Origin of the sequence: Microbacterium pseudoresistens, assembly GCF_013409745.1 — a bacterium.
GTDB classification, from domain to species: Bacteria; Actinomycetota; Actinomycetes; order Actinomycetales; family Microbacteriaceae; genus Microbacterium; species Microbacterium pseudoresistens.
The window spans coordinates 2,184,887-2,203,569 of the sequence record NZ_JACCBH010000001.1 but is presented as its reverse complement, the minus strand read 5'-3'; the positions used below and the strand labels follow the sequence as shown (position 1 = coordinate 2,203,569).

At 70.6% G+C, this 18,683-nt stretch carries 14 protein-coding genes; 1 reads left to right on the top strand and 13 read right to left on the bottom strand.

What is annotated here, in order from left to right; translation table 11 throughout:
* Positions 1–221: 221 nt before the first annotated feature.
* Genes BKA02_RS10840 through truB form a run of 4 tightly spaced genes read right to left on the bottom strand, consistent with a single transcriptional unit; the run spans position 222 to position 2,999 of the window.
* Complete coding sequence (locus tag BKA02_RS10840) at positions 222–1,196, bottom strand: bifunctional riboflavin kinase/FAD synthetase (RefSeq protein ID WP_179433945.1); 975 nt, start codon at positions 1,194–1,196, stop codon at positions 222–224.
* Positions 1,193–1,657 (bottom strand): hypothetical protein, encoded by a 465-nt coding sequence (locus BKA02_RS10835; protein ID WP_246286019.1) that lies wholly within the window; start codon positions 1,655–1,657, stop codon positions 1,193–1,195. The genes BKA02_RS10840 and BKA02_RS10835 overlap by 4 nt, the downstream gene beginning before the upstream one ends.
* A 23-nt stretch (positions 1,658–1,680) precedes the next feature.
* Positions 1,681–2,052, bottom strand: coding sequence for a hypothetical protein (locus BKA02_RS10830; RefSeq protein WP_179433944.1), 372 nt, complete (start codon positions 2,050–2,052; stop codon positions 1,681–1,683).
* The gene (gene truB / locus BKA02_RS10825) at positions 2,049–2,999 is read right to left on the bottom strand and encodes a tRNA pseudouridine(55) synthase TruB (RefSeq protein WP_179433942.1); all 951 of its coding nucleotides are present in this window, start codon (positions 2,997–2,999) and stop codon (positions 2,049–2,051) included. The genes BKA02_RS10830 and truB overlap by 4 nt, the downstream gene beginning before the upstream one ends.
* 23 nt (positions 3,000–3,022) lie before the next feature.
* Between truB and BKA02_RS10820 the strand changes: the two genes are divergently transcribed.
* Positions 3,023–3,931 carry an A/G-specific adenine glycosylase gene (locus BKA02_RS10820; RefSeq protein ID WP_179433940.1) on the top strand — a complete coding sequence of 303 codons (909 nt, stop codon included), beginning with the start codon at positions 3,023–3,025 and terminating at the stop codon, positions 3,929–3,931.
* Between the two features lie 79 nt (positions 3,932–4,010).
* On the opposite strand, the gene BKA02_RS10815 is transcribed toward BKA02_RS10820, so the two are convergent.
* The 9 genes from BKA02_RS10815 to BKA02_RS10775 all read right to left on the bottom strand — a co-directional run bounded on the left by BKA02_RS10815 (position 4,011) and on the right by BKA02_RS10775 (position 18,675).
* Complete coding sequence (locus tag BKA02_RS10815) at positions 4,011–5,903, bottom strand: glycosyl hydrolase family 18 protein (protein WP_281370283.1); 1,893 nt, start codon at positions 5,901–5,903, stop codon at positions 4,011–4,013.
* A 104-nt stretch (positions 5,904–6,007) separates the two neighbouring features.
* Complete coding sequence (locus BKA02_RS10810) at positions 6,008–8,575, bottom strand: glycosyl hydrolase family 18 protein (protein ID WP_179433937.1); 2,568 nt, start codon at positions 8,573–8,575, stop codon at positions 6,008–6,010.
* Between the two features lie 130 nt (positions 8,576–8,705).
* Positions 8,706–10,838 (bottom strand): helix-turn-helix transcriptional regulator, encoded by a 2,133-nt coding sequence (locus BKA02_RS10805; protein ID WP_179433935.1) that lies wholly within the window; start codon positions 10,836–10,838, stop codon positions 8,706–8,708.
* A 169-nt stretch (positions 10,839–11,007) separates the two neighbouring features.
* A complete protein-coding gene (rbfA, locus tag BKA02_RS10800) occupies positions 11,008–11,463 on the bottom strand; it encodes a 30S ribosome-binding factor RbfA (RefSeq protein WP_179433933.1) in 456 nt (151 codons plus the stop codon).
* 148 nt (positions 11,464–11,611) lie between these two features.
* Positions 11,612–14,344: a translation initiation factor IF-2 gene (gene infB, locus BKA02_RS10795; RefSeq protein WP_343045395.1), complete on the bottom strand. Its 2,733-nt coding sequence runs from the start codon at positions 14,342–14,344 to the stop codon at positions 11,612–11,614.
* 59 nt (positions 14,345–14,403) lie between these two features.
* A complete protein-coding gene (locus BKA02_RS10790; RefSeq protein ID WP_179433931.1) occupies positions 14,404–14,691 on the bottom strand; it encodes a YlxR family protein in 288 nt (95 codons plus the stop codon).
* A gap of 38 nt (positions 14,692–14,729) precedes the next feature.
* A complete protein-coding gene (gene nusA, locus BKA02_RS10785; RefSeq protein ID WP_179433929.1) occupies positions 14,730–15,710 on the bottom strand; it encodes a transcription termination factor NusA in 981 nt (326 codons plus the stop codon).
* A gap of 55 nt (positions 15,711–15,765) precedes the next feature.
* The gene (locus tag BKA02_RS10780) at positions 15,766–16,833 is read right to left on the bottom strand and encodes an LOG family protein (RefSeq protein WP_179433927.1); all 1,068 of its coding nucleotides are present in this window, start codon (positions 16,831–16,833) and stop codon (positions 15,766–15,768) included.
* Between the two features lie 81 nt (positions 16,834–16,914).
* Positions 16,915–18,675, bottom strand: a complete 1,761-nt coding sequence (locus tag BKA02_RS10775) for a proline--tRNA ligase (RefSeq protein WP_179433925.1) — start codon at positions 18,673–18,675, stop codon at positions 16,915–16,917.
* Positions 18,676–18,683: the final 8 nt, after the last annotated feature.

Below are 18,683 nucleotides of genomic sequence, written 5' to 3'. Positions count from 1 at the left end.
TGAGCGTGGTGCCTGCGCCCGATCGGGCGGGACGGTGGGGATGCCCGCGAGAGCGGGCTGTGCAGACGCCCGCGAGCGGCTTTCGCCAGGACGAAGCGGGCGCCCGGCCTCCGGCGAGCGAACGCACGCGGGCGTCGGGCATCGAGAGGCTCCGTGTTCCATCCTACGCCACGAGGGCCCCGCGCGCAGATTCATCGTCCGCGCGGTCGATGCGGATGCGATCAGCCGTCGACGCGTGTCTCCGACGCAGGGGCGCCGGAGAGAACCGATCGCGTGCGCGCGACATCGTCGGCCATCGTCGCCTTCAGCGCCTCGATTCCGTGGAAGGCGGTCATCCCGCGCAGACGCTGAGCGAACTCCACCGTCGCATCGTGCCCGTACAGGTCGAGTCCCTCCCGATCGATGACGTGCGCCTCGACCTGCCGCTCGGCGACGTCGTCGAAGGTCGGGTTGGTGCCGACGGAGATCGCGGCAGGGTGCCGCACGCCGGTGGTGTGATCGATCAGCCAGCCGGCGTAGACGCCGTCGGCCGGGGCCATGGCGTTCAGCGTCGGCTCGAGGTTCGCCGTGGGAAAGCCCAGTTCGCGACCGCGCTTGAGTCCGTGCACGATCTCGCCGCGCACCGACACCGGCCGTCCGAGCACCTCCGCGGCCGTCGTCACATCGCCCGAGGCGAGCAGCTCGCGCACCCACGTGGACGACACGCGGCGCGCGGAGCCGTCCAGGAAGACGTCGTCGACGACGTCGACGGAGAACCCGTTCTCGGCGCCCATCCGCTCGAGCAGTGCGGGATCCCCCGCCCCGCCGCGTCCGAAGCGGAAATCGCGGCCGACGAGCACGACGACGGCGCGCAGAGCGTCGACGAGGATCGTCTGCACGAACTCCGACGCCTCCACCTGCGCGAGCTGCTCGTCGAAGGTGAGCACGAGCACCGCATCGATGCCCTCCTGGGCGAGCAGTTCGAGCTTGCGGTCGAGGGTCACGAGGCTGTCGGGGGCCTTGTCGGGGCTCAGCACGCTCAGCGGGTTGCGATCGAACGTGACCGCGACGGTGCGGGCGCCGCGCGCGGCGGCATCCTGCTTGGCGCGGGCGAAGACGGCGCAGTGCGCGGCGTGCACGCCGTCGAACTTGCCGATCGCGACGACGGCGGCCCCTGCATCCTCGGGGATCTCCGTGATGTCGCGGTAGACGATCATGCGCCCGGCTCCGCGACCACCCCGGGTCCAGCGGCACCAGGGCGGTGCGCGCGCAGCCACCACAGGCCGACGACGGGGAGCACGAGCGGCACGAGCACGTAGCCGAGGCCGAACTGCGACCAGACGGTCGGATGCTGGAACAGCGCGGGCGCCACGAGGCTGAGCGTGCCGACGATGAGCACGCCGGCGAGCTCGAAGCAGATCGCGATCCAGGCGACCGTGTACCAGCCGCGGCGGCCGGAGAGGACCAGAGCGAGGGTCGCGACGATGTAGACGACGGCGGCGGCCGCCGACAGCGAATAGGCCAGCGGCGCCTCGGAGAAGCGCTGCGCGATCTGCACGAGGGAGCGCCCTGTCGATGCCAGCGCCATGACGGCGTAGACGATGACGAGCACTCGCCCGGCGCCCCGCATGCGGGTGCCGCCGGGTGCGGTTCGGGGAGAGGACGAGACGGTGCTCATAGCCCATCCATCCTACGGCGCGGTCATGCAGGGATCGGCGTCGTCCAGATCACCTGCATGCGCCAGATCATCACGGCGAGCGAGAGCCCCACGACGCCGAGGATGACGGTGCTCCACCGCGTGCGATCCACGAGCGCCCATACCGCACCACCCAGCGGCAGCAGCGCCGCGGAGACGAGGTAGACCCAGAACTCCAGCGGGTCGCCCTGCGGCGGATTTCCCGCGAACGGAGCGATGACCGCCATCACCACCTGGGCGATGAGCAGCACTTCGAGCAGGGCGAGGGCGCCGACCGACAGATCGCTGGGCGGTCGCCCGGCGAGACCGAGCACGACGCAGAGCAGCCCCGCGGCGACGGCCACGACGAGAAGAACGATGGTGAAACCGATGATCACGAGGCCCCCTGAGCCGGATCGGCCGGATCGGACTGTGTCGGCTCCGGCATGTTCATCGCGCTCTTCAGATCGGCTCCGCGCCGCTCCAGGATGCCGACGAGCACGCCATCCGGGTCGATCGCCGCCGCCCGCGCCTCGCCCAGTCTCCCAGCCTGGCCATGCAGGCGCTTGCCGTGGCGGAGGTCGACGGCCTCCTGCGCGGTGACGTCGAGCCGCGGCAGGATGCGTGTCGCCGCCTCCGCCGGGTTCAGCATCATCGGGGCCGCAGCATCCGGGTCCAGCGCCCCCTCCTCGACGGCGTCGTCGACGGTGAACGGCCCCACGCGCGTGCGCCGCAGCCGGGTGAGGTGCCCGCCGAGGCCCAGTCCCGCGCCGAGATCGCGGGCAAGCGCACGGATGTAGGTGCCCGAGGAGCAGTCCACGACGACGTCGAGGTCGATCGCGTCGCCCTCGCGGCGCTCGGACAGCACCTCGAAGCGCGAGACGACGACATCGCGGGCGGCGAGCTCGACGTGCTCCCCCGCGCGCACCCGGTCATAGGCGCGACGCCCATCGACCTTGATCGCCGAGACGGCGCTGGGAACCTGCGAGATCGCGCCGGTGAGTTCGGCGATGCCCGCGGCGATGCGCGGCTCGTCGACGGCGGCGAGCCTCGCCGGGTCTGCGGTGTCGACCTGCTCGCCGTCGGCGTCGTCGGTCGTGGTGGTCGAGCCCAGCCGGATCGTGGCGAGATAGGTCTTGTCGGCGCCCACGACGAAGGTGAGCAGCCTGGTGGCCGCCTCGACGCCGATCACGAGCAGGCCGGTGGCCATCGGATCCAGCGTGCCGGCATGGCCGACCTTGCGCGTGCCCAGGGCGCGGCGCGCGCGGGCGACCATGTCGTGGCTGGTCATGCCGCCCGGCTTGTCGACGAGGAGGATCCCCGGCGGAACGGCGCGTGCATGCATCCCGCCAGCCTACGCTGGGTGTCGTGCCCTGCCCCGCCCCGAGAACACCGGCCGCCGAGCGCGTCGCCGATGCGCTGATCCCCTGGTACCGGGAGCATGCGCGCGACCTGCCGTGGCGGGGCGAGGCGTTCCTCCACTCGTTCGGGGCATGGGGCGTGCTCGTGAGCGAGACGATGCTGCAGCAGACCCCGGTCACCCGGGTCATCCCCCATCTGGCGGCGTGGCTGGAGCGCTGGCCAACCCCGGCGGCGCTGGCCGCCGCGACCCCCGCCGAGGTCGTTCATCAGTGGGCGAACCTCGGCTACCCCCGCCGTGCACTCTGGCTGCACCGGGCGGCGGGCTCGATCGTGGCCGAGCACGGCGGTCGCATCCCACGCGACGTGGATGCGCTGCTTGCTCTGCCCGGCGTCGGCGAGTACACCGCGCGCGCCGTCGCGGTCTTCGCGTTCGGCGATCGGCATCCCGTGGTCGACACGAACACGCGACGGGTGATCGCCCGCGTCGTGCACGGCCGCGAACAGCCCCATCCGCCCGCGCGACGCGACCTCGACGAGATGGCGGAACTGCTGCCCGACGACGATCAGGATGCGGCCGCCGTCAACGCCGCGATGATGGAGCTCGGCGCCACGGTGTGCGGCGCGCGCTCGGCCGATTGCGCGCATTGCCCGCTCGCCGCGGAGTGCGCATGGCACCGGAACGGCCACCCGGCGGGAGAGGATCGCCGTCGGCGCCAGGCACGGTACGAGGGATCGGATCGGCAGGCTCGCGGCGCCGTGCTGCGCGCGCTACGCGCGGCCTCCGCCCATGCGCTTCCGGTCGACGCGGTGCTGGCGGACTGGCCCGATGCCGCCCAGCGCGACCGTGCGATCCAGTCCCTCGTCGACGACGGGCTCGTCGAGGCGTTCGCGCACGAGCTGCGCCTGCCCCGCTGACCGCGTCGGCACGCATCCGCATGCGTGCACGGCGACGGCGCCCCGGGACGAATCCCGAAGCGCCGCCGTCGAGCGGATATCAGCAGGTGCCGACCAGCGCCCATGCACCCCACTGCTGCGAGCCGGGGGCCTCGCCCTGCGTCCACCACTGGGCGCTCCACTTAGAGCCCTCGTAGGAGACGACGTCACCGCCCGTGTAGACCGCCGCGGCGTCCCACGCGTCCGCGGCGCACTCGCCGGGGTCGGTCGGGTCCGTGGGATCGGTCGGATCTGTCGGATCGGTGGGGTCCGTCGGATCCGTGGGCGCGCATGCCGCACCCTGCGCCCACACGTCCGCGGCGCCCGGGGTGTCGCCCTGGGTCCACCACTTCGCGGTGTACTCGACGCCCTCGTACGAGACGACGGCACCACCGGTGTAGACCGCCGAGGAGTCCCATGCCGCCGCGGCGCACTCGCCCGGGTCCGTCGGATCGGTCGGATCCGTCGGGTCGGTCGGATCCGTCGGATCCGTGGGATCGGTGGGGTCGGTCGGGTTCGTCGGATCCGTCGCTCCTCCCGGGGTCGCGGCGCGCAGCGCGTCGGAGACCACCGTGGTCAGCTCGCCCTGCCGGTCACCCGAGAGATCCCACCACATGCCGCCGCCGAGATGCTGGTCAGCGATGAACGCGGCCTTCTGAGCCACCGACTCGGTGCTGTCGTAGCTCCACCACTGGTCGCCGTCATAGCGCCAGGCGGCGCCGACCGCGGCGTCGTAGTAGCCGGTGCCGAGGTTCTTGAGCTTGTCGTAGTCCTCGTTGCCTGCCTCCCACGTGCCGGGGGCCGCGCCGTTGGCCGTGCCCCAGGCATCCGCCGAGGCGGCGCCCTTCCAGCCGCGGCCGTACATCGCCATACCCAAGCCCAACTGGGCCGGCGCGATGCCGGCGCCGACGTAGGCGTCGACGGCCTGCTCGATGCTGAAGCTCTTGTCCTCAGGGCGAGGGTCGGCCGGGTCGGGATACAGGTTGCCCTGGTGCCCGGTCAGCTCGGGGTCCCATGCGCCGTGCAGGTCGTAGCCCTGGATGTTGCCGTAGTCGAGATCCTGGAACAGCTCGGGGTCGTTCCAGCCGCCCGACTCGATGTCGGCGATGTTCGCCGGCAGGAAGGCCGAGATCTGGTAGTCCTTGCCGGTGGTGGCCGACAGAGCATCGAGTTGCGTGCGGAACTCGTGCACGAGCGCCTTGAAGTTGGCTGCGTCATGCTCGACATCGACGATGTTGCCCTCGAGTCCGTTGGGCGATCCCGGCCACTCCCAGTCGAGGTCGAACCCGTCGAACAGCCCGGCAGCGGCGCCGTCGCCGCCGCGCCCGTCGATCACGGGGAGGTTCCCCTTGATGTACAGGTCGATGCAGCTGGAGACGAAGTTCTGGCGCGACTGCTCGGTCGCCGCCGCGGCTGAGAAGTTCTTCGACCAGGTCCAGCCGCCGAGCGACAGCATGACCTTCAGCTGCGGGTGCTTCTCCTTGAGCTGCTTGAGCTGGTTGAACGAACCGGCCAACGGCTGGTCCCAGGTGTCGGCGACGCCGGCGACGGAGTTCGCCGCCGTGTAGCCCATCCCGAAGTCGGCCCAGGCATCGCCGGCTCCGTCGGAACCGGTGGGGCCCTCGCCCTGCGCCTTGTTCGCGATGAAGCACTCCAACGTCTGGTAGTGGATGTTCCCGAACGCGTAGTTGATGTGCGTGAGGTCATCGGCGACCCCCGACACGTCGAGCTGCTTGGCCTGGAAGCCTCGGCCGTACACGCCCCATTGCGTGAAGTAGCCGACGTTTCGGTAGCCGTTCAGCGCGCTGGGCGCGTCCGTCGCGGTCGCTTCCGCCGGGGCGCTGCCGCCCTCGGCATTGGCCGCCATGGGCGCTGCCAGGGCGAGTGAGGCGGCCGTCGCGGCCGTCGCGAGCGCGGCGACGATGCCGCGTCTGCGTGTTCTCCTGCGAATCATCTCTCCTCTTCTCCGGCGGCGAGGTTCGCCGCCTGTCCGCCGTCCGCGCGGATCGCCGGACGGCCGTCCGTGGGCGGGATGCTCGGCCGCATCCCGCCCTTGCGTCAGCAGGTCGCGCCGTCTCCCCAGACCGCGGCGCTGCCGGGTGTCTCACCCTGCGTCCACCACTTCGCCGTGTAGGTGCGCCCGTCGTACGACACAGCGTCGCCGCCGGTGTACACCGCCCCGGCATCCCAATCCGCCGCGGTGCACGCGCCGCCGGTGCCGCCCTCGTCTCCCCCGCCGCTGCCCGCACCCGGTGACACGAGCAGCGCGCCGCGCGGCAGGTCGTACAGGGTGGCGTAGACCTGGCCGCCGATCTCGACGCGGAGGTTGGAGATCGACGCCATCGGGAGGCGCCATGACAGTTTCGTCCATGCGCTGCCGCCTGCGGGGATGCCACCTGTGGGAACCGTGAGCCGGTACGTGTGGAAGTCGCCGTCGAGCCCGCCGATGTTGTCACCGGTGTGATCGGAGTCGACGACCGCGATGCCCCAGCCGTTCTGCTCCCCCATGGCACCCGTGTCGCTCGTGGCCGTGTCGAAGGTGATCGTGGAGCCGGCCGGGATATCGGCGTCCGAGCCGTTCACGAAGGTGACCTTCGGGGTGATCGGATAGTTGTTGTCGCCGAGCGCGAACTCGCTCACCTGCACCTGGAGATCGATGGCCTCGCCGGGCATCGCCTCATCGGCTTTGCCCGCGCCGTACGGCGTCGAATCGGCCAGCCGATCGTGCAGCATCGTGACGAGGGTCGACCCCATGCCGTACTGCTGGCTCTGCTCGTCGTAGCCGTAGTCGCCGGCGAGCTCCCAGATCATCACTCCGCCGATGCCGTTGTCGGCCACGTAGTCCGCCTTCGCGGCGATCGCCTGATCGGCATCGCCCGAGAGGAAGGTGCGCGTCGTGGCGTTCCACCACCATTCGACCTTCGTCGTCTCGTCGAAGTGGTGCGTGTACGCACCCTCGATCTCGGTGGGCGCCCCATAGGAGGCCGCGTAGTCGCCGACCACGCCGTTCTGCAGGTTGAGCACGTGCCAGATCGGGTTGGCGCCCGCCCCCATCTCGGCACCGGTCTTATCGAGGTCGTGCCACAGGTTGTCGATGCCCGTCGCACCGGCCCCGCACGCCGTGGTGCCGCCCAGCGACGGCCCGGTGCCCGGCGGGCAGGCCGTCTGGTCGGCGAGAGGCGCCGAGCCGTAGAGCCCGTCGGTGCCGCCCTGCACGCCTTCCCAGCCGCGCGTGTAGAACGGCACGCCGATGTTGATGCGCCCGGCCGGCATCGCGCCGCGGAAGTAGTGGTAGGCCCAGTCGGTGTTGAGGTAGCCGATGCCGTCGTACGCGGTGTACACGCCGCCCGCCGTCAGCTCCGGATCCATCCCGTCGTCGAACAGCGCCGCGTTGCCGCCCACGTACGAGTTCCACGAGCCGTGCAGGTCGTAACTCATGACGTTGACGTAGTCGAGGTACGGAGTCACCTGATACATCTCGGCCCCGCGCAGCAGCCAGCCGGAGGCGGGCGCGGCGACGGTCAGCAGGTAGTGCATGCCGTCCTCGGCGCCGGCGCGGTCGAGGTGCTCGCGAAGCGATTTCATGAGCGCTTCGTAGCCCGCCCACAGCGTCGCGCGGCGCGGCTCCGAGAACGTGAAGTCGTCGGGGCTGCCCGCCTTGCCGTTGCTGTTGGCGTACTCGTAGTCGATGTCGACGCCGTCGAAGCCGTAGGTGCGGATGAACTCCACCGCCGAGGCCGCGAAGGCCTCGATCTTCTCCGGCGACTCCGTCATCGTGTAGAAGCCGCCGTCGGCGACGCGCTCCCCGTCGGCGTCGAAGTGCCCGCCGGTCTCGGCCCAGCCGCCCACGGAGATGAGCGACTTGACTCCCGGATGCTGCGCCTTGAGCGTGTGCAGCATGTTGAGGTGGCCGGTGTACGGCAGCGCCGGATCCATCGTCGCGTCGGGATCGTCGGGCCAGGTCATATCGGTGGCGTTGCCCGGCACATCCTGATTCACCGAGAGCCCGCCGTCGGCGCCGATGTGGCCGAACGCATAGTTGATGTGGCTGAGCCGGTCCCACGGGATGTCGTCGGCGAGGTACGCGGGCTGGCCGTTCTTGCCGGTGCGCCAACTCGTGAAGTAGCCGATCACGCGGTGCTCGAGGCCGTTGGGCAGCAGCTCGCGGCCCGCCTCGTCGTAGATCGTGCAGTAGGGCACGTCGACGCCGGGAGTCTGGTACAGCCCGTCCGGTCGGCAGGTCTCGTCGGGGTTCGTCGTCCACGGCGTTCCCGGCTCCGGATCCGGAGTGGGATCGGGCGTCGGCTCCGGGGTGGGATCCGGCGTCGGGTCGGGAGTGGGATCCGGGTCGGGATCGGTCTCCGTTCCGCAGGCGCCGAGGGACTCCCACGGGCCCCACTGGTCGGCGCCGGGGACATCGCCCTGCGTCCACCACTTGGCCCGCACGTTCGATCCATCGTGCGAGGCGATGTCACCGCCGGTGTAGACCGCTTCCGCATCCCACGGATCGGCGCAGGCCTCGGCCGCTGCGGCCGGCGCGGTGGCGCTCAGCAGGCCCGCCACCACGAGGGCGGCGACGCCCACCGAGGCCCGGCGGAGGCCCGTCGTTGCTCGTCGAAAAGACATTCGTGCTCCTGTACGTCGTCGGACAGTCAGCTCTGTCGAAACCCCTGCGGAGAATTTCGCAGTGATCCGAACATATTGGGCACGACGGATGCCCGGCATCCGTGTTCTCCACATTCCTGCCCGCGGAGAGTCAGAGATGCATGCTGGTGCGGTGCGCGAGGGCGATGAGTTCACCGCGGCCGCGGATGTCGAGCTTGACGAACACGCGCCCGAGGTGCACCTCGACGGTGCGCACCGAAACGACGAGTCGGGCGGCGATCTCGCGGTTCGTGCAGCCGTCGGCCACGAGCATCGCCACAGCCAGTTCGCGCTCGGTGAGCAGCGGCTCCCATGCCGTGCGGCACACGCCGAGCGGATCGCCGGAGACGGGGATCGGCGCGGTCACCGGCTGTGCAGCCGACTCCCCCTGCTCACCGAAGCGCGACAGGCGCATATCGACAGAGCGCGTCCAGGCGTCTGCTCCCGCATCGGAGAACAGCGTGCGCGCGGCGCGCAGATGCCGCAGCGCCGGGGCGTTCTCACCTCGGGTGGCGCAGACCGTGCCGAGCAGCGCCTCCACCCGCGCGCGTTCGAACGGCGAGACGATCTCGCGGCTCGCCTCAGCCGCCTCGCGGTGATCACGCTCCCACGCGTGCTCGCGCGCGGCGCGGATCCGTCGGCGCAACGCGCGGGCACGCAGGGCGTCGGGCGGGGCGATGGGCACGTCGGGGAGCTCGACGGGGCCCACCTCGTCGAGCCCGGGCAGGACGAAGGCGGGGCTGGGCGCACCACGCTCGACCCAGAGGCGCAGGTGCGCGGCGGCCTGCTCCGAATCGCCCTCGAGGTACGCCTTCAGACCGAGATCGACGAGGCGGTCTCCGGGTGGGGTCGCGGGGCACGCGATATCGAGCGCCGCCGACAGTGCGCCCTCATGGCCGTCGATGGCCAACTCGAGACGCCGAGCGAGCGAAACCGCGACACCGGCGAACGGCAGTGCGATCGGAAGGCGCAGCGCCGCCTCCTCCAGCCCCGAGCGGGAGGCGCGCAGGTCGCCGCTCCAGAAGCGGAGGATCGCCTCGGCGACAGCTCGATGCGCGTGCATGAGGCGGCTGCGCTCCCGGCCCACGATGAGGCTGTCCTTGGCGCGGCCCGACACCCGCTCGCTGCCTGCGAGCAGACGCAGACCCGCCGCCGGATCGCCATCGAGGCCCAGGCGCAGGGCGCTGCTCAACGCCCAGGCGGGTCCGGGGGGACCGCCCTCGGGCATCTCCTGCTCGGCACCGGCGAACAGGGCGCACCACTCGGCCACGGCCATCGTGAGCCGACCAGGGCGCCCCGCCCGCGAGTCGATCTCCCGCACTGCCACGAACCACTGCCTGCTCTCGGTGCGGTGGCCGCGCTCGGCGCTGAGCGAGGCGGCCAGTGCCACCGCTCGGCCGTAGGCCGACCAGCGCGGATCCAACGACACGTTCGGCCGGTGCTGGAGCAGGTCGGCCGACGGTGCGACACCGTGGCGCACCGTCGACGCGACGACGAACGCGGGCAGGGCGTCGCGGATCGCTCCGAGGTCGTCTCCGCCGATCACGGGCCGGAACCAGTCCAGGGCGTCTTCGAGCCACCCCGCGCCGAGCGCGCACCGCCCCGCCGCGACGCGGGCACGATCCAGCACGCGCGCATCGGCATGACTGGCGGCCTCGCGGGCGACGGCATAGGCCCAGACCCCGTCTCCGGTGCGTTCCGCGTCGGCCGACAGGAGCAGCAGCGGATTGGCCAGGGCGGGGTCGCCTTGCATGGTGCTCAGCGCGCGATGCCACAGCGACCGACGCGCGTCGCCGATACGTGTGTAGCCGGCCACGAGGCGCTCGTGCACGCGCGTGCGCTCGTTGAGCGTCGCGCTCTCGTGCGCCCAGATCCGCATGCGGGCGTCGGCGAACGCGAAACGGCCGGCGACGAGGGCGAGGTGCGCGGAGAGAGTGCTGGCGAGCACGTCGTCCATGCTCCGGCCGATGACGTCGAGCAGCACATCCATGCGGTCATCGATGCAGACCGCGGCGACCAGCAGGGCGTCGCGCTCCCAGGGATCCAGCACGAGTGCATCGCCCAGCCCTTGGATCGACGGCACGAGCGGCAGCGGATCGGGGAGGGAGCGCAGACCCCGCCGTTGGTCTTCGGAGAGAAGGCCGAGCACCTCGGCGGTCGCCCGCAGGTCTTGCGCACAGGCCTCGCGGACGTGATGCACGACCTCGGGCGATGCGGTGGGCGTCTCGATGTCAACGGACGGCATGTCCGCACCGTTCCGGTGCCGGGAGGGATGCGATGCCTGGCGCACTCCCGCAGGAACGGCGAAAGTCGCTGCCATGCTGCCTCCGCCCGCTCATCCGCTCACCATGCTAGCGAGGCGCGCAGGCGGGCACGAGAGAGCACTCGCGCAACGCGCCCCGCTCGCGTCCGTCTCAGCGCTCCTCTGCGCCGTCGGCGTCGTCTTCGGCGGCGCGATCCTCGACGCGGTAAGGGTCGGCTTCCCCGGCGTGCTGCGCGGCCGAAGCGAGCTTGGCCACCTCGGCGTCGCGCTCGCGCGCCTCGCGGAGGAGGTCGGCGATGTGCCCGGCGTTCTCGGGCAGGGCGTCGGGGATGAACTCCAGGGTCGGCACGAGCCGGATGTTGAGCTGGCGGCCCACCTCCTTGCGGAGCAGACCCGTCGCCGAGACGAGTGCGGCGCCGCTTCCGGCGCGCTCCTCGTCGGTGCCGAGCACGGTGTAGAACACCGAGGCGTGCTGGAGATCGCCGGAGACGCGCACGTCGGTGATCGTCACGAATCCGAGTCGCGGGTCGCGCAGCCCCTTTTCAAGGCGCTCCGCGAGGATGACGCGGATGCGGTCCGCGAGCCGTGCCTGTCGTTCTCCAGCCATTCCCAAAACCTATCTCTTCTCACGCCATGCGCACTCGTTCCCAGCACGCGGAGCAGGAGGGCGTCCTGTGGCGGCCGTTGGGGCGTCCGCGAAGCGGACCGGGGCCCCATGAGGCCGACACAGGATGCCCTCCTGCGTAACGAGCAGATCAGCCGCGCGGCTTCTCCACCATCTCCGTCGTCTCGATCTCGTCGCCGACCTGGATGTCGTTGTACTTGCCGAGGCCGATACCGGCTTCGAAATCGGTCTTGACCTCGGTCACGTCGTCCTTGAAGCGGCGCAGCGACTCGATGGCCAGGCCATCGGCGAGGACGACGCCGTCGCGGATGACACGCGCCTTCGCGTTGCGCGTGATCGTTCCGGAGCGGACGATCACACCGGCGATGTTGCCGAACTTCGAGGAGCGGAACACCTCGCGGATCTCGGCGACACCTGACTGGACCTCTTCGAACTCCGGCTTGAGCATGCCCTTGAGCGAGCTCTCGATCTCGTCGATCGCGTTGTAGATGACGGAGTAGAAGCGGATGTCCACGCCCTCGCGCGTCGAGGCCTCGCGGGCCTTGGCGTCGGGGCGGACGTTGAAGCCCACGATGATCGCATTGTCGATCGTCGCGAGGTTCACATCCGATTCGGTGATGGCGCCCACGCCGCGGTGGATGATCCGCAGCTGCACGGAGTCGTCGACCTCGATCTTCATGAGCGACTCCTCCAGCGCTTCCACGGCACCGGACACGTCGCCCTTGATGATGAGGTTGAGCGTCTCGACCTTGCCCTCTTCGAGTGCGCGGGTGAAGTCCTCGAGCGAGATGCGCTTGCGGGCCTTGGCCAGCAGCGCGTTGCGCTCGACGGCTTCGCGCTTCTCGGCGATCTGGCGCGCCATACGGTCTTCGTCGGTGACGATGAACACGTCGCCGGCGCGCGGGACCGAGTTGAGCCCCTGCACCTGGACGGGGCGCGACGGTGCCGCCGCATCGACGGCGTCGCCGTTCTCGTCGAGCATCGCGCGCACGCGTCCGTAGGCCGTGCCGGCTACGATCGCATCTCCGACGTGCAGCGTTCCGGACTGGATGAGCACGGTGGCGACCGAGCCGCGGCCCTTGTCGAGCTTGGCTTCGATCGCGACGCCTCGAGCGGCCTTGTTGGGGTTGGCCGTGAGGTCGAGTCCGGCGTCTGCGGTGAGCAGCACGGCGTCCAGGAGCTCCTGGATGCCGGTGTTCGCGCGGGCCGAGACGTCGACGAACATCACGTCGCCGCCGTACTCCTCGGCCACAAGGCCGTACTCGGTGAGCTGCTGGCGCACCTTGGCGGGGTTCGCCTCGGGCTTGTCGACCTTGTTGACGGCCACGACGATCGGCACATCCGCGGCCTGGGCGTGGTTGAGCGCCTCCACCGTCTGCGGCATGATGCCGTCGTCGGCGGCGACCACGAGGATCGCGAGGTCGGTCACCTGCGCACCACGGGCGCGCATGGCGGTGAACGCCTCGTGGCCCGGGGTGTCGATGAAGGTGATGGCGCGCTCGATGCCCTCGTGCTCGGTCCACACCTGGTAGGCGCCGATGTGCTGCGTGATGCCGCCGGCTTCGCCCTCGATGACGTTGGTCTGGCGGATCGCGTCGAGCAGTCGCGTCTTTCCGTGGTCGACGTGACCCATGACCGTGACCACCGGGGGACGGATCTCGAGGTCGTCGTCGCTCTCCTCTTCGAGCTCCTTCTCGAGGTCGAGACCGAAGCCCTCCAGGAGCTCCTTGTCCTCGTCCTCCGGGGAGACGATCTGCACCTTGTAGCCCAGCTCCTCGCCGAGCACCTCGAAGGTGGCCTCATCCAGCGACTCGGTCGCCGTGGCCATCTCACCGAGGTTGAACAGGATGGTGACCAGCGTGCCGGGCTGGACGGTGTAGCCGTTCAGCGCCTCGAGCTTGTCGGCGAAGTCGGCGATGGAGGCGCCGCGGCGAAGACGGATGATCTCGCCGTTGCCCTTCTGGACGTTGACGCCGCCGACGACCGGCGCCGACCGCATCTCGAACTCTTGACGCTTCGCCCGACGCGACTTGCGCTGCTTGCTCTTGCCGCCTCCCTTTCCGAAGGCGCCCGCGGTGCCACCGCCGGGGCCGCGACCGCGACCGCCGCCGCCGGGACGACCGGCGAAGCCGCCGCCTGGGCGCTGGAAGCCGCCGCCGGCGCCGGGGCCGCCGCCGCCGGGACGGCCGGGACCGCCGGAGCGCTGCTGGAACGGTGCGCCGGGACGACCGCCCTGCGCACCGCCGGGACGACCGCGACCGCCGGGACCGCCGGGACGCGGGCCGCCGACGCGCGGCGAACCGGGACGCGGGGCCTGCGGGCGCGGGATGTTGCCCGGGGTCGGGCGCTGGCCCATCCCCTGCTGCGAGGCGAACGGGTTGTTGCCGGGACGGGGACCCGCGGGACGCTGGCCCATCCCCTGCGACGACGCGAACGGGTTGTTGCCTGGGCGCGGGGCTCCGGGCTTGGGCGCCGAGCCGCCAGGCTTCGGGGCCGCCCCTTCCTGGTCCTGCGCGGCGGGCGCGGCCTTCTCGGCCGGAGCCGAGGGCGCGGCGGGCGCCGGTGCCGCGGACTCCGCGGGCTTGGGCGCGGGCGCCTTCGGACCGGGCTTCGGAGCCGCGCCGGGCTTCGGGGCGCCGGGCTTGGCACCGCTCTTGGCCGGCGCGGCCCCGCTCTTGGCGGGCGCGGCGTCGGCCGGACGGTCGGCCTCGATGGCGGCGCGCAGCTTGCGCGCGACCGGGGGCTCCACCGTCGACGACGGGCTCTTGACGAACTCGCCGAGCTCTTTCAGCTTCGCGAGTGCGAACTTGCTGTCGACGCCGAGTTCAGCGGCGATCTCGTGCACACGTGGTTTGGCAGCCACAATTCTCCTGTCTGGGTCGGTCCGCCCAGGCAGGGCAGACCACTAATCGCGGACGGGTCTCATTTCGAGCCGTTCACTTTGTTTCCATAGCCGTTCAGCCGTTTCTCGATGGTCTGGATGTCCGACTCCGCGAAATCGACGGAGGCGGGCACACGCAGCGCACGGGTGAAAGCGCGACGCCGACGGGCGGTGTCCACGCAGTCGGACGTCGGATGGACCCAGGCGCCCCGTCCGGGCATCACGGCCTTCTCATCGAAGACGAGGAGTTCGTTCTGCACGACCACCCTGAGCAGAGTGGACCGGGTCGCACGAGTGCGGCATCCGACGCACGTTCGTACAGGTTCCATCTTACACCTCGGGGTCCCGCGGCGGTGCGCCGCGCGGCTCAGGCCATGACGCTGTCGGGCTGGATGTCAATCTTGGCGCCGGTGAGCTTGGCGGCCAGCCGGGCGTTCTGCCCCTCCTTGCCGATGGCCAGCGAGAGCTGGTAGTCGGGAACAAGCGCGCGCACGGCCTTGGCCCCGGCATCCAGCACGAACGCGCTGGTCACCTTGGCCGGCGACAGGGCGTGCGAGACGAAGGTGGGCAGGTCGTCGCTGTGGTCGACGATGTCGATCTTCTCGCCGGCGAGCTCTTCGGTGACCGCGCGCACGCGACGACCCAACTCGCCGATGCAGGCGCCCTTGGCGTTGATCGACGGGTCGTTGGCCTTGACGGCGATCTTCGTGCGATGCCCGGCCTCGCGGGCGAGGGCGACGATCTCCACGAGCCCCGCGGCGATCTCCGGCACCTCGAGCGCGAAGAGCTTGCGCACGAGGCCGGGATGCGTGCGCGAGACCGTGATGGCGGGGCCCTTCAGCCCCTTGGCCACCGAGGTCACGTACACGCGCAGGCGCGAGCCGTGCGCGTACTCCTCGCCGGGCACCTGCTCCTCGGGCGGGAGGATCGCCTCGACCGAGCCGAGATCCACGTGGATCATCCGCGGGTTGGAGCCCTGCTGGATGACGCCGGCGACGATGTCGCCCTCCTTGCCGCGGAACTCCCCCAGCACGGCGTCGTCCGCGATGTCGCGCAGGCGCTGGTTGATGACCTGCTTGGCGGCGAAGGCCGCGATGCGCCCGAAGTCGGAGGGCGTGACGTCTTCTTCGCCGATGACGGCGTCGTCCTCGTCGCGCAGCGGAACGAAGACCGCGACGTGACCGGTCTTGCGGTCCAGCTCGGCGCGCGCGCCCTCGGGGAGATCGGCGGTGTCGTCGTTGCGGGAGTACGCCGTGAGGATGGCCTGCTCGATGATCTCGACGAGCTCGTCGAACGGAATCTCCTTCTCGCGCTCGATCAAGCGCAGCACTCCGAGATCGATGTCCATGGCGGCCTCCCTATTCAGCTCTCGTCGCGCGCGAAACAGGCGCGCGACATCCGTCCTACGATACCGGATCGAGCGCGTTCAGCGCCCGGATGAGCAGGTGCAGCGATCCGACCGACCGCTGCCGCAGCCGCAGCACGATCCGCGGCAGGTCGAGCAGGTCGTCGTCCGCCCGCTCGGCGCCCAACGGCGCGGTGCGCTCGATCGCCCCGTCGGCGCACAGCTCGCCGAACTGCGCGTTGAGCGCGGCGAGCTGGCCATCGCTCGGCGCGTGGCGCAGCCGCAGCACCAGGCGATCGCCCACCCAGCGCAGCGAGTCGTAGTTGCGCCAGAACCCGGTGATCTCGGCCACGGCATCCTCGACGGAGTCGGTGATGAGCACCCGGTCGAGGTCGTCGGGCGAGATGACGCCCGCCGGCTCCATCTGCTCCTCGACGAATCGACGCAGGCCGTCCCAATATCCACCGCCACGCGCATCGAGCAGCACGATCGGCATGGGCTCGGCCTTGCCGGTCTGCTGCAGCGTGAGCAGTTCGAAGGTCTCGTCCAGCGTGCCGAAGCCGCCGGGCAGGCACACGAACCCGCGAGACTCCTTCATCAGCATGAGCTTGCGCGTGAAGAAGTACTTCATCGCGACGACATGGGTCTCCTCCGCCACGGGCACATCAGCCTTCTCCTCGAAGGGGAGTCGGATGGACACGCCCAGTGACATCCGGCTGCCCGCACCCTCGGCGGCGGCCTGCATAATGCCGGGGCCCGCGCCCGTGACGACCATCCACCCCTCGGCCGCGAGCGCCGCCGCGACGTCGCGCGCCTGCCGGTACAGCGGGTCGTCCTGGCGGGTGCGCGCCGATCCGAACACCGTCACCTTCGGCACTCCCTCGAAGGGGCGGAACAGCCCGAACGCGTCGCGCATCTCGGCGATCGCCGCCGAGGCGATCTTGAGGTCGAGCCGGTCCGTGCCCTCCTGGCCCAACTGCACGGCGGTGTGCAGCATGCGGGAGATCAGCGCGCGATCCTCCCGGATGCCGGCATCGGCGAGGAGGCGATCGATCTCGTCACGTACCTTCTCCGCAGACGTCGACGCCTCGGCACGGGTCGGTTCAGCGCGGGTGGATTCGCTCATGCCTCCACCCTGCCATTGATCTGCAGGGCGACTGATCCGCAGGCCCGAGCGCTGCGGGGCGTTGTGCGCTTCCGGGTCGCGTCAGCGCGAGGCGGCGATCCTCGCCAAAGCATCGGCGGCGACGAGCGTCTCACGCTCGCCCGACCGGCGATCCCACACCTCGACCATGCCGTCTGCCGCGCCGCGTCCGACGATGAGGATGCGCGGCACGCCGATCAGCTCGGCGTCGCCGAACTTCACCCCGGGGGACACCTTGGGCCGGTCGTCGTAGAGCACATCCAGGCCCGTGGCCTCGAGCTGCGCCGCGAGGTCTTCGGCGAGCGCGAAAGCGGTGTCGTCCTTGCCCGTGGCGACGACGTGCACGTCGAACGGGGCGACCGATGTCGGCCAGATCAGCCCCTTGTCGTCGTTGTTCAGCTCGGCGATGATCGCGAGGATGCGGGTCACGCCGATGCCGTAGGAGCCCATCGTGACGGTGACCTGCTTGCCGTTCTCGTCGAGCACCTTCAGTCCCAGGGCCTCGGCGTACTTGCGCCCGAGCTGGAAGACATGGCCGATCTCCATGCCGCGCGCCAGCGTCACCGGGCCCGAGCCGTCGGGAGCGGGGTCGCCCTCGCGCACGCCGGCGATGTCGACGGTGCCGTCGGACGTGAAGTCACGACCGGCGACGAGCGAGTGCACGTGCTTCTGATCGATGTTGGCACCCGTGATCCAGCGCGTGCCCTCGGCGACACGCGGGTCGAGCAGATAGCGGATGCCGGTGGCCGACTCCTCCCCCAGAACGACGCCCGTGGGTGACCAGGGACCGATGTAGCCCTTGACCAGCAGCGGATGCTTCTCGAAGTCCTCCGCCGTCGCGGGCTCGACCTCCGCCGGGGCGAAAGCGACCTCGGCGCGCTTGTCGTCCACCTCGCGATCCCCGGGGATTCCGACGACGACGAGCTCGCGCGTGCCGTCGAGGTGCGTCAGCGCCAGCACGACGTTCTTCAGCGTGTCGGCGGCGGTGTACTCGCCGCCGAGCACAGCGTTGCTGTGCTCGACGAGCGTGTCGATCGTGGGGGTGTCCGGTGAGTCGAAGATCGTCGCCTCGGGGGCGTCGTCCCACCCCTGCGCAGCCGGCACCTGGGTGACGTATGCCTCGACGTTCGCGGCGTATTCGCCCGCACTGCGCACGAAGGTGTCCTCGCCGACGGGAGTGGGGTGCAGGAACTCCTCGCTGCGCGATCCGCCCATGGCGCCCGCATCCGCCTGCACGATGACGTACTCCAGGTCGAGACGCTGGAAGATGCGCTCGTAGGCGTCGCGCTGGGCCTGGTAGCTCGCATCCAGCCCCGCATCGGAGGAGTCGAAGGAGTAGGCATCCTTCATCGTGAACTCGCGGCCTCGCAGCAGGCCCGCGCGGGGGCGCGCCTCGTCACGGTACTTGTCCTGGATCTGGAAGATCGTCAGAGGGAGATCCTTGTACGAGGAGTAGAGGTCCTTCACCAGCAGGGTGAACGCCTCCTCGTGCGTGGGGGCGAGCAGGTAGTCGCCCCCCTTGCGATCCTGCAGGCGGAACAGCAGGTCGCCGTACTCGTCCCAGCGGCCCGTGGCCTGGTAGGGCTCGCGCGGCATGAGCGCGGGGAAGTGCACCTCCAAAGCTCCGGCGGCGGCCATCTCCTCGCGCACGACCCTCTCGATCTTCGCCTTCACGCGCAACCCCAACGGCAGCCACGCGAAGATGCCCGCCGCCAGCGGTCGGATGTACCCGGCGCGGATCAGCAGCTTGTGGCTCGCGATCTCGGCACCGGCCGGGTCTTCGCGGAGCGTGCGGAGGAAGAAGTTGGAAAGACGGGTGACCACGCATCGAT